General features: G+C 72.1%; 12 protein-coding genes. All 12 read left to right on the forward strand.

The window, feature by feature from the left end; all coding sequences use genetic code 11:
• Positions 1-9: 9 nt before the first annotated feature.
• Entirely contained in the window at positions 10-600 is a 591-nt protein-coding gene (locus tag O1G22_RS36340; protein ID WP_270085176.1) for a HEAT repeat domain-containing protein, read from the forward strand.
• Positions 597-1,256 (forward strand): CIS tube protein, encoded by a 660-nt coding sequence (locus O1G22_RS36345; RefSeq protein ID WP_270085177.1) that lies wholly within the window; start codon positions 597-599, stop codon positions 1,254-1,256. The genes O1G22_RS36340 and O1G22_RS36345 overlap by 4 nt, the downstream gene beginning before the upstream one ends.
• Positions 1,257-1,262: 6 nt before the next feature.
• Positions 1,263-1,628 carry a LysM peptidoglycan-binding domain-containing protein gene (locus O1G22_RS36350; RefSeq protein WP_270085178.1) on the forward strand — a complete coding sequence of 122 codons (366 nt, stop codon included), beginning with the start codon at positions 1,263-1,265 and terminating at the stop codon, positions 1,626-1,628.
• Positions 1,621-2,766 carry a hypothetical protein gene (locus O1G22_RS36355; RefSeq protein ID WP_270085179.1) on the forward strand — a complete coding sequence of 382 codons (1,146 nt, stop codon included), beginning with the start codon at positions 1,621-1,623 and terminating at the stop codon, positions 2,764-2,766. Before O1G22_RS36350 ends, O1G22_RS36355 begins: the two co-directional genes overlap by 8 nt.
• 10 nt (positions 2,767-2,776) lie before the next feature.
• Complete coding sequence (locus O1G22_RS36360; RefSeq protein WP_270085180.1) at positions 2,777-3,289, forward strand: phage baseplate assembly protein V; 513 nt, start codon at positions 2,777-2,779, stop codon at positions 3,287-3,289.
• Positions 3,290-3,316: 27 nt separating this feature from the next.
• Positions 3,317-3,649 carry a PAAR-like protein gene (locus O1G22_RS36365; RefSeq protein WP_270085181.1) on the forward strand — a complete coding sequence of 111 codons (333 nt, stop codon included), beginning with the start codon at positions 3,317-3,319 and terminating at the stop codon, positions 3,647-3,649.
• Complete coding sequence (locus tag O1G22_RS36370; RefSeq protein WP_428986437.1) at positions 3,646-4,119, forward strand: GPW/gp25 family protein; 474 nt, start codon at positions 3,646-3,648, stop codon at positions 4,117-4,119. Before O1G22_RS36365 ends, O1G22_RS36370 begins: the two co-directional genes overlap by 4 nt.
• Positions 4,116-7,319 (forward strand): putative baseplate assembly protein, encoded by a 3,204-nt coding sequence (locus O1G22_RS36375; RefSeq protein ID WP_270085182.1) that lies wholly within the window; start codon positions 4,116-4,118, stop codon positions 7,317-7,319. The genes O1G22_RS36370 and O1G22_RS36375 overlap by 4 nt, the downstream gene beginning before the upstream one ends.
• Positions 7,316-11,212, forward strand: coding sequence for a putative baseplate assembly protein (locus tag O1G22_RS36380; protein WP_270085183.1), 3,897 nt, complete (start codon positions 7,316-7,318; stop codon positions 11,210-11,212). The genes O1G22_RS36375 and O1G22_RS36380 overlap by 4 nt, the downstream gene beginning before the upstream one ends.
• Positions 11,209-13,407: a hypothetical protein gene (locus O1G22_RS36385; protein WP_270085184.1), complete on the forward strand. Its 2,199-nt coding sequence runs from the start codon at positions 11,209-11,211 to the stop codon at positions 13,405-13,407. Before O1G22_RS36380 ends, O1G22_RS36385 begins: the two co-directional genes overlap by 4 nt.
• Before the next feature lie 78 nt (positions 13,408-13,485).
• Complete coding sequence (locus O1G22_RS36390) at positions 13,486-14,967, forward strand: DUF6519 domain-containing protein (RefSeq protein WP_270086632.1); 1,482 nt, start codon at positions 13,486-13,488, stop codon at positions 14,965-14,967.
• 11 nt (positions 14,968-14,978) lie between these two features.
• Positions 14,979-15,824 carry a peptidoglycan recognition protein family protein gene (locus tag O1G22_RS36395; RefSeq protein ID WP_270085185.1) on the forward strand — a complete coding sequence of 282 codons (846 nt, stop codon included), beginning with the start codon at positions 14,979-14,981 and terminating at the stop codon, positions 15,822-15,824.
• The last annotated feature ends 245 nt before the right edge of the window (positions 15,825-16,069 follow it).

Consider the following 16,069-nt stretch of genomic DNA (forward strand, 5'->3'; position numbering starts at 1 on the left):
GGCTGCCGCATGGATGGTGCTGTTTTCCATCGCAGTCGTAGGCTCGTGTTCCGGCATCCTGACCCTTCCCAGGCGGAGCGGGTAGCGACACAGCACGGGTGGGCCTCCCTCGGCTCTCGCGGAGGGCATCGGAAAGCCGTAGAACTCGTATGGGCGGTTGATGATGAAACGACCTTTCATTGTGTTGAGGACGTGGCCTCCGGGGAGTTTTGCTGCTTCTTTCGTGGGTCCAGGATCGATGGTGTCACGGATGCCTTCCGTAGGATTGATGCAGAGGTAGATGCATGGAGCTCGGCCGAGCTGATCGATCAAGTCTATGCAGAAGCCCCTCCGATGGAGCGTGTGGGTGCGCTGTTCCGTCTGGGGCTCGGCGCTCCTGCGGCTTTTGATGACGAGTTCTTCGATGCCTTCATGGTTGCGCTGCGTGATGAGCACCCCATGATCAGAGCAGCTGCAGCGCGAACTGCCGCATATATGGAATGGCCGCAATTGCTTCCCGAGTTGCGGATCATTGCCTCAGGCGACACCGACGCTCGCGTGCGGGGGGAGGCAGAACAGGTGGTCTCGGTTTTTGAGAGCGCAGAAAATGGTGCCCAGTGAGCAGCTACGCCGACATACCCAAACCCATCCGCTCCGGCCTCGTCATCATCGACCCCCAGCGCGGAACCCCCAATGACATCATCGTCCTCCAGTTCAACCCCGACAGCCTGGAGCGCAGTATCGCTCCCCAGGCCGCCGGGGCTGACAACTCGTCCGGGGATCGGACGGAGGCGTTGCGGCTGAAGGGGCCGGCCGTCGAGACGTGGAAGCTGACCGCTGACATCGACGCGACCGATCAGCTGGATGTCGCCGCGCCGAACGGGATTCATCCGCAGCTCGCCGTGCTGGAGATGCTGGTGAGCCCGTCGTCGGCGAGCCTGCGGCAGCTCGAAGCGCTGGCGGCCCGCGGCACCTTGGAAATCACCCCCGTCGAGGCGCCGCTGACGCTCTTCACCTGGGGCAACAAGCGCGTCGTACCGGTCAGGCTCACCGAGTTCTCGATCACCGAGGAGGCGTTCGACGTCGACCTCAATCCGATCAGGGCTCAAGTGGCCATCACACTGCGGGTGCTGACGGTCAGTGATCTGCCGGTCACCAACCGGGGGTACGAGCTCTACCTCGCGTACCTGGCGCAGAAGGAGCGGCTGGCGGGTCCCGCCGCGACCCGGCGGTTCAGCGCGCTGGGGCTGAGCGGAAGCGGACTGGGAGGGATCTGATCAACCATGGCGTCACTGGAGAATCCGCTGGACGCGGTCGCGCTCACCCAGGCGACCACCGCCTATCCGCGATCGAGCCGCTACTACGGACTGGGCACCGCCCGGTTCACGGAACCGGACGGCCATCAGATCACCTACCTGCGTCGTCGCCTCCTGCCCGACCCGCAGGGCATGGCGGACCTGGCCACCCACACCGTCAGCACCGGCGACCGCCCCGACCTCCTCGCCGCCCGCTACCTGGGCAACGCGGAGCAGTGGTGGCGGATCGCGGACGCCAACCTGGTCCTGGACCCAAGGGAGTTGACCAGCGATCCGGGCCGGCGGATCCGGATCACCCTGCCCAGCGGCGTGCCCGGAGGGGTGAATGGCTGAGAACGGTCCGATCACGACCGGGCCGATCCATCTGACGCTGATGATGGGCCCGCAGCTGGCCGTACCTGTCGCGCAGGAGGTCGCGGACTCGCTCCTCTCCGTGCAGGTGACGGTGGCGTCGGGGCAGCGCAGCGGCTTCCAGCTGGCGTTCGACCTGGCGAAGGACAGCCTGATCAGCCGCAGTCTGCTGCCGGGCGGCTCCTTCGATCCCAAGACGCGCGTCATCATCACGATCACGGTCCAGGGCACCCCCACCGTGCTGATGGACGGTGTCATCATTCGCCAGGAAGTCGGCATCAGCAACCAGCCGGGCCAGTCGACGCTCACGGTCACCGGCGAGGACCTGACCGTGCTGATGGACCTGGAGGAGCGTGCCGCCGTCCCGTACCCCGCGATGTCCCCGGCTGCCCGCGTCCAGGCGATCATCGCCCAGTACGCCCAGTACGGGATCACCCCGCTGGTCATCCCGGAGCTCATCCCGCAGACCCCCATGCCCACTCAGCGCGTGGACTTCCAGAAGGGCACCGACCTCGCCTACATCAACCAGCTGGCGCAGGCGAACGGTTATGCCTTCTTCCTCGACCCGGGGCCGGTCCCGGGGCAGAGCCGCGCCTACTGGGGGCCGGAGGTCCGCCTCGGCGAGCCGCAGCACGCGCTGAACGTCAACATGGACGGGCTCTCCAACGTCGACCAGCTCACCTTCGCCTTCGACGGGACCGCGCGGGAGCAGCCCGAGGCGCGCATCCAGTTGCCGGCCACGCGCGTCTCGGCCATCCTGCCCGTGCCCGAAGTGAGCATCCTGCGCCCGCCGTTGGCGCGGCGCCCGGCGCCCGCGCTGAAGAAGACCGTCATCGGGGACACCGCGAAGAAGGACAGCGGACAGGGCATCGCCGAAGCCCTCGCCAAGGCGGCGGAATCCGCCGACGCCGTCACCGGCTCCGGGCAGTTGGACGTGGTCCGGTACGGATACGTGCTCCGCGCCCGGGAACTGGTCGGCGTCCGTGGTGCCGGGATCACCTACGACGGCCGGTACTACGTGAAGTCCGTGACCCACAACCTGCAACGCGGCTCGTACACGCAGAACTTCACCCTTGCTCGCGAGGGGCTGATCGCACTGGAGCCCACGGTCGTCCCCTAGGAGACAGAGAATGGCTGCTGAACCCACCCGTTACCTCGGCAAGTACCGGGGCACCGTGGTGAGCAACGCCGACCCCATGCGCGTGGGCCGGCTCCAGGTCCAGGTCCCGGACGTGCTCGGCGACGTGACCTCGACCTGGGCCATGCCGTGCTTCCCGCTGGCCGGTCCCGGGATGGGGCAGTTCCATCTGCCGCCGGTGGACGCCGGTGTGTGGGTGGAGTTCGAGCAGGGCGACCCCAGCTACCCCATCTGGACGGGGTGTTGGTACGGCGGCTTCCACGAGGTACCGGAAGACGCCATGACCACCGGCAACGACCCGAACGTGGTGCTCCAGACGCCCGGTCGGCGCCAGATCGTCCTCTCCGACGAGCCCGGCGGCAAGGGCATCACCCTGAAGCACCCCTCCGGCGCGTCGATCGTCATCGACGACACGGGGGTGCACATCAGCAACGGCCAGGGCGCGGTGATCTCCCTCGTGGGGCCGACCGTGACCATCAACAACGACGCGCTCACCATCACCTGAATTCCGACGGGGGAAGGCCAAGTTCACGTGTCCGGAAATCTTGTCACCATCAGCGCCACGGTGATGTGCCCGCACGGCGGGCAGGCGAACGTCCTGCCCGCCCAGTCCCGGGTGCTCGTCGACGGCAGCCCGGCCGCCACCGAGGCCGACGTCTACACGGTGACCGGCTGCACCTTCACCGCCGGTGGAAAGGCCGACCCCTGCACGACGGTCCGCTGGACGGGGACCTCCGCGCGCATCCGCGTCAACGGCTCGCCCGCCCTGCTGCAGGACTCGACGGCGCTCTGCCACACGGCCGAGGGCGCGACACAGGGCCCGCCGAACGTCACCGTCGTACAGCAGCGGGTGGTGGGACGATGAGCCCGCGCAACCGCCGGACCGGCGCGGCGGGCGCGGCCGCCGCAGCCGGTGCCCCCGCCGAGCGCGTCATCCAGCTGCCCGCGCCGCAGCCGTACCCGCCCCGCACGGACATCGCTTTCCCCTTCCACGTCGACAGCCGCGGCCGTACCGCGGACAGCGACTACGACGGCCACGTCCGCGACATGATCGAGCAGTTGCTCTTCACCAGCCCGGGGGAGCGGGTGATGCGCCCCGACTTCGGCTGCGGGCTGCTCGACCTGGTCTTCGCGCCCAACAGCCCGGAGCTGGCCTCCGCGCTCCAGCTCTCCGTCCAGGCCGCCCTGCAGCGCTGGCTCGGCGACGTGATCGAGGTGGACGCGCTCGACGTGGTCAGCGAGGAGAACGTGGTGCGGGTGCACCTGGCCTATACCGTCCGGCGCACCGGGTCGCGACGGACCGATGTGTTCGAGGGGAGCGGGGTAGCCGCGTGAGCAGCACAGACTGCCGGAGCGACCGGCGCCGCGGCGCGGTCCGTGCCGCGCGCCTGCACGGCGTGGACGAGGTGGAGACGAGTGACGACGGCCGTACGCTCATCGTCACCTTTCTCGGCAAGGCGCCACACCATCTGACGCATCATCACATACGTGTCGAAGGCGGCCGCCGTATCAGGGACATCCACGCCCTGGCGGTCGAGATCGTCCGCGAGGACGACCCCGAGCTCGACGACCGGATGTTCGTCACCCTGGACAAGGCGGGGGACGCCTCGCCCTACCGGCTCCGCGTCGTCGAGACCGACGCCTTCGGCCGGCCGGGCACACAGCCGCGCCGCGGCTTCGATGTCCGGTACGCCGCCGTCGAGTTCACCTTCGACCAGGGCGGGCCCAGCCCGTACGACTGCGGCGGGGACGAGGAGGACTGCGCCCCGCAGTACGCCCGCCACCCGGTCATCGACTACACCGCGCGCGACTACGACAGCCTGCGACGGCTGATCCTGGACCGGATGAGCCTGACCGCCCCCGGCTGGGTCGAGCGCCACGCCCCCGACGTCGGCACGGCCCTGGTCGAGCTACTCGCCTACGCGGGCGATCAACTCTCTTACCACCAGGACGCGGTGGCCACCGAGGCGTACCTGGCCACGGCCCGCCGTAGGGTCTCGGTCCGCCGTCACGTCCGCCTGATCGACTACGCGATGCACGACGGCTGCAACGCCCGCGCGTTCGTGTCCCTCCAGACGGACCGTCAATGTTCCTTGCCCAGAGGTGAGTTCCGCTTCGCCGCCATCGACGTGTCGCGCCTGGGACCGCAGGAGCGCCCGGACTTCGGCACGGTCATCGCCGACGAGGACCTGGACGCCCTCGCCGACCTCCCCGTCGGTCTGGAGATCTTCGAGCCGCTGAACCCGGGCGCCGACGTCCAACTCCGTCCCGAGCACAACGAGATCCGCTTCTGGACCTGGGGTGAGGAGGAGTGCCTCCTGCCCAAGGGCACCACCGCCGCGACCCTCATGGACACCCCGCAGCGGGGACTGAAGCTCAAACCCGGCGATCTGCTCGTCCTGGAGGAGGTCCTCGGCCCGCGCACCGGCACACCCGCCGGAGCGGACCCGACACACCGCCAGGTGGTCCGGCTCACCTCGGTCGTCCCCGGTGAGGACGAGCTGTACGAGCAGCCGATCGTCGAAGTGGCCTGGAGCCAGGGAGACGCGCTGACCTTCCCGTTGTGCCTGTCCGCCCGCGGCGGGCTCGACTGCGCCCTCATCACGGACGTCAGCGTCGCCCGCGGCAACGTCGTCCTGGTCGACCACGGCCGTTCGCTGACCTTCTGCGGCGGCGCCCCCGAGCGCTTCGCGGTCCCGCCCGCGCCTGCCGAACTCAGGCCCTGCGGCCCCACCGTCTTCGGCTGCTCCGACGAGCGCACCCAGGGCAGCCCTGCCGCCGAAGCCGTCCACGCCGTGCTCGAACAGACCCGCTGTGGGCGCCCGCTGACGCCTGATCAGGTACGTGACCTGGCACCGCTGCTGGGCGCGGAGGCCGTCGCCCGCGCAGGCATATCCGTCGTCCTCGCCCCCGGCACCACGGTCGAGGAACGCGTCCAGCCCTCCACCGCCGACGCGCAGGCCCAGGCCCTGGAGACACTGCTCGCCCAGACCACCTACCCGGCGATCACCCCCCGCTTCCGCCCGGTCCTGCGCTACGCCCCCGTCACCCAGGCCACCCCCTACCCCGACCCCGCTCGCATCGCCGCAGGCCAGGCCGACCGGCTGGCAGCCGTACCCACCCGCCTGGGCGAGCGGATCGAGGAGCTGTGGCGTCGCGCCGAGGAGGGTGAGCCGCCGACCGAGGGCGAGATCGACGAGCTGACCGTGGCCTTCGGCGCCCGTACGATCCAGCGCCTGCGCATCGAGGAGCACCCCGGCCGCGCCCTTCGGGAGCTCTACGACCGCCGGACCCGCCTCCTCGCCGGCAAGCTGCGCCGCCTGGAGGTGCTCACCGCCCGCGCCCATGCGGGCACGGTGCTCAACCGCTACGTGGCGTGGGAGATCGCCCAGAGCTGGGGCGAGCGCTACGCCGCCGAACTGGACCCCGGCGACCCCGTTCTCGCCGGACCGGCCGCCGACGGCCTGCGCCAGGACCCGCGCACCGCGCTGCCCGCCGTCCGCGCCCAGGCCGGCGACGGGGTGTGGACGGCCCGCCGCGACCTGCTCGCCGACGGCCCGCGCGGCCACCACATGGTCGGCGAGGTCGAGGACGACGGACGCCTGGCCCTGCGCTTCGGCGACGGCAAGCACGGCGCGCCGCCCCCGCCCGGCGCCACACTGGAGGTCGCCTACCGCGTCGGCAACGGCGCATCGGGCAACGTCGGCGCCGAGGCGATCAACCACCTCGTCATCTGCCGCGGCAGCGAGGACAGCGGCCGCGGCGCGCGCTCCCGACGAGCCGCCTTCGAGGCGGTCACGGCGGTCCGCAACCCGCTCCCCGCCGTCGGCGGCACCGAGCCCGAGGCGATCGAAGAGGTGCGCCGGCTCGCCCCGCTCGCCCCGCACCGCGAGCTCAGGCGCGCCATCACCCCCGGCGACTACGCGGCTCTGGCCGCGCGGGTCCCGGGCGTGCGCCGGGCCGCCGCCGAACTGCGCTGGACCGGCAGCGGCCAGGAGATGCACGTCGCCGTCGAGGCGGTGGAGCGCCCGAGGGCCGCCGTGGCGGGCGGCCCCGCAGGGGCCGTCGACTTCCCCGAGCCCGGCGAGGCACTGCTGCGGGCCGTCGAGCACAGCCTGCTGCCCTACCGTCGCATCGGCCACGAGCTGGTGGTGCGCCCCGCGCTCCAGGTCCCGGTCGACCTCGCGCTGTCGGTCTGCGTGGACCCCGCCCATCAACTCGGCCATGTGCTCACGGAGTTGCGCCGGGTGCTGGGCAACCGCCGCCTTCCCGACGGCAGGCTCGGGTTCTTCCACCCGGACGCACTGACCTTCGGCGATCCGGTCCGGGTCAGCCGCCTGGTCGCCGCCGCCGCGGCGGTCCCCGGTGTGCTCAGCGCCAAGGTGACCCGTCTGCGACGCCTCTTCCGCACCGACCAGGGCGAGTTGGCGGCCGGAGTCCTGCCGGTGGGCGCGCTTGAGGTCGCGGCGTGCGACAACGACCCCGCACGGCCCGAGAACGGCCGGCTCAGCATCGAGATCGGAGGCGGACGATGACCGGCACCCCGTGCAGCTGCGGTTGCGGTCGCGGCGGAGCCGACCCGGCGACGCCGGTCGAGGTGTTCAACCCGCCGGGCCTGGACGCGGTGCGCTACCGGGTGGGGGAGTACGGGCGCTTCGTCTCCGCGATGCTGGAGCGGCTGTCGGGCCCGGCCTACCCCGCCCTGCGGGGCCTCACCGTGCGCACACCGGACGACCCGGCGATCGCACTGGTCGACGCCGCGGCCGTGGTCGGCGACGTCCTCACCTTCTACTCGGAGCGGATCGCCAACGAAGGCTACCTGCGCACCGCCACCGAGGAGGGCTCGCTCGCCCTGCTCGGCGGCCTGGTCGGCCACAAGCCCCGTCCGGGCGTCGCCGCCGAGACCTATCTGGCGTACACCGTGGACCGCGATCCGCGCAGCGGCCAGGAGGCCACGGTCGTCGTCCCGCGCGGCACACGCTCGCAGAGCGTCCCGGGCCAGGGTGAGGAGCCGCAGTCCTTCGAGACCGTCGAGGACCTCACGGCCCGCTGGTCCTGGAACGAGCTCCAGGTCCTCCAGCGGCGCCCCTACCAGCTGACGGCTGCCCAACTCGCCAAGCGAAATAACCTGTTCGCCGCAGGCACGACCAACAACATCAAGCAGGGCGACCAGCTGCTCTTCATCTTCAGCGCCGACCGCGCCGCCGACCGCAGCCAGCGCATCCTCGTCACGGTCCCCGGCGTCAGCGTTGACCGGGACAGCGGCACCACGGTCATCGGCCTGCCACAGGCCGCACTGCCCTCCCTCCAGGGAATCAAGGCCGTACTCACCCGCTGGATCACCCCCGGCGGGGAGCACAACCCCAATCCCTGGCCCGAACACAGCCGCATCGTCAGCGACTTCGACGACCAGGTGCTGGCCCCGCTGCGCAGCGAACTGGACACCCTCGACACCCCGCCGAAGCTCGCCGACCGGCTGACGCAGACCCTCGCCCGGCTGCGCGAGGCCAAGGCCTACGGGCAGGACTACCGGGACGTCTCCGACTGGTTCGAGGCCCTCGACACCGAACTGACCCGGCTGCGCGCCCAGGCCCTCGGTCTGCAACCGCCGCAACCGGCCACAGCCGGGACCGGCACGCGCACCGCCGCCGTATCACACGTGCCTGACGTCGCCTCGCCTCCCGGAGCTCCCGGCAGCGAGCCGGGGGACTCTCCCTGCGAGGTGCACGATCCGGCCCTGGCCGGCCTGGGCCCGCTGCTCTCCGCCCTGCGCACCCCGCCGGCCGGCCTGCCCCCGGACGCCCGCTCCCTCCCCCGTGATCCGCAGCGCAGCTACGCCCCCGGCTCCGACCTCGGCGCCCAGCTGCTCACGGCGCTCGACCCGCGGCTGCGCGACGGCCTCTACTCCGCCTGGGGCAACGCAGACCTCGGCGCGCCCCTCGCACTGCTCGACGCGCAGGCCATGCGGGTCACCGCGACGCCTTTCGGCGCCACCGCCCCGCTCAAGCCGGTCTACGACGCCTCCGGCCGCGTCGAGAGCTACGCCGACTGGCCGCTCACCGGCTCCAAGCTCACCGGCATCCGCGTCGACTACGACACGGACGGCACCACCCCCCATGGCGTCGCGTTCAGCTACACCGAGGCCGGCGGATCGGTGAGCCTGAACTTCACTCTCCCCCAGGACGACGGCTCGCACGAATTCGGCCCCGGCCGGATCGAACTCGCCACCACCGGCGACGAGTCGGCGCTGCGCCGGGTCTTCGAGGCCGGTCAGGAGCAGGGTGTCACCGCGCGCCTGCAGGCCCACCTCCCGGAGCGCGACGTCTTCGTCTCCCGCCCCGGCGACGACGGCCGCATCCACGTCACCATCACCGCGACCGGCACCACCGACGAGGGCGACGGCAACGGCCCCACCCCCCCGCTGCCCGAGCCGCTCGACTTCCACCTCGCCCCCGGCGACCAGCTGACCGTCCCGCAGGGCGCCTACCAGGTCACGGTGCAGCGCTCCACCGGCGACAGTCCCGCCTCCGTCGGCATCAGCCTCGCCTCCCAACTCGGCCTGACCTCACGCAATGTGCTCGCGCTCGACGCGGTCTACGAGGGCATCGCCCCCGGCAGCTGGATCGCCGTCGACCGCCCCCGCAAGGGCGTGACCGGCGGTGTCCCCGGTGATCCCGCGCTCTCCAGGGTCATCACCCGGGTGAGCGGCGTCCGCGTGCTCTCCCGCGCCGACTTCGGCATCACCGGCAAGGTCACCGAGCTGACCCTGGAGGACCCCTGGCTGGACGAGAGGGACACCCTGCTCTCGCACATCCGTGACACCAGCGTCTACGCCCGCGGCGAGAGCTTCCGGCTGGCCGACGAGCCGCTCACCGACGACGTGGGCGGCGACCTGATCGACCTGGCCCAGCTCCACCAAGGCCTGGCTCCCGGCCGCTGGATCGTCGTCTCCGGTGAGCGGACCGACATCCCCGGCACCCCGGGCGTGCACGGCAGCGAGCCGGCCATGGTCCTCCAGGCCGTCCAGGCCGTGGATCCGGCCCTGCCCGGCGACACGGTCCGCACCACCCTCATGCTCACCGCCCCGCTCGCCTACCGCTACAAGCGCTCCACGGTGAAGATCTACGGCAACGTGGTCCGCGCCACCCAGGGTGCCACCCGCGACGAACCGATCGGCAGCGGCGACGCGAGCCAGGCCGGCCAGAGCTTCGTCCTCTGGCAGGCCCCGCTCACCTGGCTGGCGGCCGACACCCCCGAGGGCGCGGCCAGCACCCTGCGTATCCGCGTCGACGGAGTCCTCTGGCACGAGGTGGACACCCTCGCCGCGGCCGGCCCGCACGACCGCGTCTACACCACGAGCACCACCGAGGACGGCCGGATCCGGGTCACCTTCGGCGACGGCGTCCACGGCTCCCGCCTGCCGGGCGGCCACGAGAACGTCCGGGCCACCTACCGCACCGGCATCGGCAGGTCCGCCAACCTCGCCGCCGAGAAGATCACCCAGCTGGCCACGCGCCCGCTCGGCGTGACCGGAGTGACCAACCCGCTGCCGGCCACCGGCGGGGCCGACCCCGAAGGCACGGCGGGCATCACCGACACCCGCACCCTCACCCGCGGCTTCACCCCGCGGCGCCGCCAGGTCCCGCTGGCCGTCTCGGCGCTGGACCGCCTGGTTTCCGTCCCCGACTACGCGGACTTCACCCGGGCCCGAGCCGGCATCGGCCGCGCCGCTGCGGCCCAACTCTTCGACGGGCAGCGACAGTTGGTGCATGTCACGGTCGCCGGCGTGGACGACATCCCGATCGCCGCCGACTCCGGCCTGCTCACCGCCCTGCGCGCCTCGCTCGCCGAGTACGGGGACCTCCGGCTGCCGGTGCAGGTGGCGGTCCGCGAGAAGGTCCTGCTCCTCCTCGCCGCGCAGGTGACGGTCGGCCAGGACCACGACTGGGAACAGGTGGAGCCCGCACTGCGCTCCGCCCTCCTCGCCCGCTTCGGCTTCGACGCGCGCGAACTCGCCCAGCCCGCCTACCTCTCCGAGGTACTGGCCACCGCCCACTTCGTCCCCGGCGTCGACCACATCGAGGTCACCGCCTTGACCGGGGTCCCGGGCGACCTCACCCCCCAAGCGCTTGAACGGCTCGGCGACCGACTCACCGTCCCCCAGGACGTGGTGGCGGCGCAGCCCGCCCGCCACCGGATCGAACGCCACCGGGTGACCGACCCGGCGGGGGAGACCCTGACCGACATCGCGGCCCAGTACGGGATCTCCCTGGTCGAACTGCTCCGCCTCAACCCCGACCTCACCGGAACCCAGCCCCTGCTGCCGCCCCGCAGCGTGGTCGTCTTCCGCGGGATCCGCCCGGCGCAGCTCGCCGTGCTCTCCCCGGACCTGCCGGACACCCTGATCCTCAAGGAGGCCTCCGCATGAGCCGGGACCCCGACGGCCTGCTCGACCTGCTCCCCGACTGGTACCGCATCCGCGACGCCCGGTCGGGCGAGCCGCTGCGGGCCCTGCTCGCGGTCATCTCCGAGCAGATCGACCTGATCCGCACCTCCGTCGAGCAGAGTTACGACGACTGGTTCGTGGAGACCGCCGCCGACTGGGTCCTGCCCTACCTGGGCGACCTCGTCGGCTACCAGGTGCTTCCCGGCTACCAGGACATGCTGAGCACCGACCCCGGCCTGGCCGCCCGCCTCGCCCCGCGCCGCGACGTGGCCGACACGGTCGCGGGCCGCCGCCGCAAAGGCACACTCGCCGTGCTGGAAGAGATCAGCGCCTCCACCGCCGACTGGCCGGCCCGCGCGGTGGAGTTCTCCAGGCTCCTGGCCACCACCCAGCCGGTGCGCCTCCTGCGGGCCGACGAGACGTCCGCCGACCACCGCCGCCTGCGCCGTGGCCGCCTCGCCGACCTGCGCGACGGCGCCGCCCTCGACCTGCTGGGCAGCCCCTTCGAGACCTCGGCCCGCACCGCCGACGTCCGCCGCGCCGCCGCCACCCGCCGCCAGGGCGGAGTCACCCCGGCCGGCGTGGGCCTCTTCGTCTGGCGTCTCAAGCCGTACGCGATCTCCCGCGGTCCGGCCTACTGCCTCGACCGGGCCCGCAACCACTACACCTTCTCCATCCTCGGCAACGACACCCCGCTCGTCACCCTCCCCGAGCCGGAGCCCTCGGTGACGCACATCGCCACCATCGACAACGTCCCGGGTTACATAACGAGGCGTCAACTCACCAGCCGCCTCAGCGACTTCTACGGTCCGGGCAAGAGCTTCGCCATCTGGCGCGACGACGACTTCACCCCCGTCCCGCTCTCCGACATCGTGGTGGCCGACCTCTCCGGCTGGCACTACCGGCCCAGGTACGGCCAGGTCGCCGTCGACCCCGAGCTCGGGCGGATCGCCTTCGGCGCCCGCTCGGCACCCACGCGCGGCGTCTGGGCCAGCTATCACCACGCGTTCTCAGACGACATGGGCGGCGGCCAGTACCCGCGCGACCGCGTCACCCCGCCCGAGGCCGCCGTCTACCGGGTCGGCCCGGGCCGCCGTTTCGAGCGGATCACCGACGCCTACGAGCAGTGGCGCACCGACAAGTCCGAGGGCAGGGCCGGGGCCGAGGCGATCATCCAGATCACCCACAGCGGCGCCTACCAGGAGCAGCTGGACTTCGCCCTCGACCCCGAGGACCGCCTCGAACTGCGCGCCGCCGAGGGCACCCGCCCGGTGATCCGCCTGCTCGACTGGTACGGCAACCGACCCGACGCCCTCAACATCCGTGGTACCGGCAGCGGTTCGAGGGGGGTGCCGGGCGGCCGTATGGTCCTCGACGGCCTTCTCATCACCGGTCGCGGCGTCAACGTCACCGGTCCGCTGGGCGAGTTGGTCATCCGGCACTGCACCCTGGTGCCCGGCTGGTCACTCACCGACCGCTGTGCACCGCACTCGCCCGAGGAGCCGAGCCTGGTCCTCGACCGCACCACGGCCTGCGTCCAGATCGAGCGGTCGATCCTCGGCACCATCCAGGTCGTCGGCGACGAGGTCGACGACGACCCGCTGCCGATCCACATCACGGACAGCATCCTGGACGCCACCGCCTCCGACCTGGAGGCACTCTCCGCCCCCGACTGCCGCCACGCCCACGCCGTCCTGCACGCCTACCGCACCACCGTGATCGGTGAGGTGCACACGCACGCCGTCGACATCGCCGAGGACTGTGTCTTCACCGGCCGGATGAACGTCGCCCGCCGCTCGGTCGGCTGCCTCCGCTTCAGCTACGTGCCGCCCGGCTCGCGCACCCCGCGCCGCTACCGCTGCCAGCCGGACCTCGTCCGCGAGACCGTCCAGGAGCTCGTCGAGAGCGGCCGGCTGCCACAGGCGGACGCCCCGGCACTGGCCGCCGCCGAGAGCGACCGGGTCCGCCCGCGCTTCACCAGCCTCCGCTACGGCACCCCGGCCTACGCCCAACTCGCCCGCGGCTGCGCCCCGGAGATCGCCCGAGGCGCCGCCGACCGCTCCGAGCAGGGCGCCTTCCACGACCTCTTCCAGCCGCAGCGCACCGACAACCTCCGCGCCCGTCTGGCGGAATTCGCCCCGGCCGGCACCGACGCGGGCGTCTTCTTCGTGACCTGACGCCCGTCGGCCACCAGACGTGGACGCAGACGCAGACCCACCCATCGGCGCACCAGCACAAGAAAGTTGAAGGGGACCATGTACGGCGACTTCTCGCGCCTGACCCACCAGCCCGGAAAGCACTACTCCGCGGTGCTCGCCCAGCAGGGCCGTGTCCAACTGGACGCCGACGCCAACGAACAGGCGGCGATCGAGCTGTTCCGCTCCCGCACCCTGGCCCGCGACCTGATCGGCACCGACGGCGGGCCCGGCAAGAGGCCCGGCGACCGGCCCGGCGAGGGCCCCGGCTTCGAGATCACCTACGTCAACGGCACCCACCCCGACCTCGCCATCGGCGCCGGCCGCTACTACGTCGACGGCATCCAGGTCGACGCGACGCGCCCCCAGCCGGCCCCGGCCGTCCCCAGCGGCGGCCCGCGGCCACTGGACGGCGACGGCGCGGACAGCGACGGCGTCATACCGTCCCCCACCCCCGCCACCTGGTCGTACTGGAACCAGCCCGACGCCTACCGCGACCCCGAGCTGCAGAGCGACAAACTCCCCGCCCCCTTCCCCTTCCTGGCGTACCTGAAGGTCTGGGACCGCAGCGTCACCGCCGTCGAGGACCCCGAGATCCGCGAGGTCGCGCTCGGCGCCGCCATGCCCGACACGGCCGCCCGCGTCAAGACCGTCTGGCAGGTACTCACCCTCTCCGCCCAGGACCTGGAGGTCGGCGACGGCGGTGCCGCCACCGTGCGCGACGCCTTCTACCACTGGGTCGACGCCCAGCGCTCCACCGCCCTTCTGGCCGCCCGCGCCGAGCGGCCGGAGGGAGCGGCGGACGAGCCCTGCCTGGTCCGGCCCGACGCCCGCTACCGCGGCCCGGAGAACCAGCTCTACCGCATCGAGATCCACCAGGGCGGAACGGCCGAGCGGGGCGCGACCTTCAAGTGGTCGAGGGAGAACGGCAGCGTCACCTTCCCGATCGCCGAACTCGACGGCACCTGGGCCGCGCTGTCCACCCTCGGTGACGACGACAAGCTCACCCTGGACGTCGGCGACCGCGTCGAGGTCTGCGACTCCGCCTACCTCAGCCGCGGCGAGCCCGCGCCCCTGCTGCGCGTCGAGGAGATCGACCTCCCCGGCCGCCGGGTCCGCCTCTCCGCCGAGCCGCTCCCCGGCATCGGCGCGCTGCCCGAGCGCCACCCCTTCCTGCGCCGCTGGGACCATGCCTCCACCGGGACCCCCGGCCGGCGTCCGCGCACCGACGGCGGCGCCCTGCCCGTCGAGGAGGGCACGTGGCTGGAGCTGGAGGACGGCCTCCAGGTCTACTTCAACCCTGGCAGCTCCTACCGCCCCGGCGACTTCTGGCTGGTCCCGACCCGCACCGTCACCGGCGCCGTCGAGTGGCCGACCGACGCCGCCGGGGACCCCCTCCTGCGACACCCGCTCGGCATCGACGTCCACTACGCCCCGCTGGCCTGGATCACCGGCGAGAACTCCCACTCCGACCTCCGCCGCGTCTTCTACCCCCTGGCCACCCCGCTCTCCGACATGAACGCGGACGCCCAGGAGAGCTGAGGAGAACTGACGTGCCCCTCTGCCCATTTGCCTCGGTCCGGCTTCTCGCCGGGCCGAAGCCGCCGTCGCCCCTCCAGCCGACCCAGATCATCGTCCACACGGCGAACACGACCCTCGCCGCCGCGGACATCCGCTTCCGCCGGCCCGACGCCCGCGGCTGGAGCCATTTCGGCGTCTCCGCCACCGGAAAGATCACCCAGTGGCTGGACACGTCCACCCCCGCCGACTCCGCGTACCGCGCCAACCTCCGCTCCGACGGCACCGGCGCGGTGTCCATCACGACGGAGGGGAACGTCTCCGAGCCCTGGACGGACGCCCAGCTGGACGCCCTGATCCGCCTCCACTGGTGGCTGATGCGCGCCCACCCCGCCATCGCACACCGGGCCTGCCGCACGGCTGCCGACCCCGGCCTGGCCCACCACACTCTCCTCGGTTCGCCGAGCCCCTGGACTCCCATCCCCAAGTCCTGTCCGGGCCCTCGCCGCATCCAGCAGTGGGAGGACTCCCTCCTCCCGCGCGTCCTGGCCCCCTACGGCATCAGCGTCTCCGACATGCGCCCGCGCCATGAGCACGCCGAGGAGATCGTCCGGGAGTTGTTGTCGGTGTCGGTCGCGTCCCCCTCCACCCCGACCGCCGAAGAGACGCCCCTGACTTCATCCTCGGACCAGCTCTCGGCGATGCCGTCGCAGCCGCCGTCCCCCGCGGCCGATCCCGTACCCCGGCCCCGCGCGCAGGACTCCGCGACATCGGTCCCGGCCCGCCAGCACCACCCCGTCCGCGAAGCCCTCCTGGACTTCTTCCTCCCCGACTCCGCGCCCCACGGCCCCAAACCGTCCCCACCTCCGGCGGAGGGCTGACAAGGACGCAGAGCGGCAGCGCGCGGGGTTGCCCTGACGGAGTCCGGCCGATACGAACAGGGACAATCCCGAGCGCAAGGTCCGGATGACCTTCCTCGGCTGATGCAGGTGCCGGAACCGTAGCGCCGAATTCCGGCCGCGCCCAATGCCCCTTGGCCCCTGCCGCCAAGGACGGCGTGATCTTCGACGGACCTGACCCTGCCCAGGAGCCTGCCGCTGCAGTTCACCCGCACCCACCTCTCTCC

It is taken from the genome of Streptomyces camelliae (assembly GCF_027625935.1).
Taxonomy (GTDB): domain Bacteria; phylum Actinomycetota; class Actinomycetes; order Streptomycetales; family Streptomycetaceae; genus Streptomyces; species Streptomyces camelliae.

Coding starts and splice junctions, on each gene's coding strand:
- O1G22_RS36340 (WP_270085176.1), top strand. CDS start 10: ATGGATGGTGCTGTTTTCCATCGCAGTCGTAGGCTCGTGTTCCGGCAT.
- O1G22_RS36350 (WP_270085178.1), top strand. CDS start 1,263: ATGGCGTCACTGGAGAATCCGCTGGACGCGGTCGCGCTCACCCAGGCG.
- O1G22_RS36355 (WP_270085179.1), top strand. CDS start 1,621: ATGGCTGAGAACGGTCCGATCACGACCGGGCCGATCCATCTGACGCTG.
- O1G22_RS36360 (WP_270085180.1), top strand. CDS start 2,777: ATGGCTGCTGAACCCACCCGTTACCTCGGCAAGTACCGGGGCACCGTG.
- O1G22_RS36370 (WP_428986437.1), top strand. CDS start 3,646: ATGAGCCCGCGCAACCGCCGGACCGGCGCGGCGGGCGCGGCCGCCGCA.
- O1G22_RS36380 (WP_270085183.1), top strand. CDS start 7,316: ATGACCGGCACCCCGTGCAGCTGCGGTTGCGGTCGCGGCGGAGCCGAC.
- O1G22_RS36385 (WP_270085184.1), top strand. CDS start 11,209: ATGAGCCGGGACCCCGACGGCCTGCTCGACCTGCTCCCCGACTGGTAC.
- O1G22_RS36390 (WP_270086632.1), top strand. CDS start 13,486: ATGTACGGCGACTTCTCGCGCCTGACCCACCAGCCCGGAAAGCACTAC.